1 protein-coding gene is annotated in these 219 nt (G+C 64.4%); it reads left to right on the top strand.

Annotated features, from left to right (window positions below; translation table 11 throughout):
* On the top strand, positions 1-219 hold a 219-nt coding region (grpE, locus tag AF337_RS27215), incomplete at both ends, for a nucleotide exchange factor GrpE (protein WP_082336875.1).

Genomic DNA, 219 nt, shown 5'->3' with positions numbered 1-219 from the left:
ACTGCGCAGCAAGAGCCCGCCCAGCCGGACCCGATCGAGCTTCTGAAAGCCGAAAACGGCGAACTACGCGACCGCTATCTGCGCCTTGCTGCCGAGATGGACAATCTGCGCCGGCGCACCGAGCGCGAGGTGAAGGATGCCAAGTCCTATTCCGTCGCGGGTTTCGCGCGCGACATGCTCGCCGTCTCCGACAATCTGCGCCACGCCCTTGATGCCATC

The organism is Rhizobium ecuadorense (assembly GCF_001187535.1).
In the GTDB taxonomy this organism is placed as follows: Bacteria; Pseudomonadota; Alphaproteobacteria; order Rhizobiales; family Rhizobiaceae; genus Rhizobium; species Rhizobium ecuadorense.
This window is presented reverse-complemented; position numbering and strand designations above follow the sequence as displayed.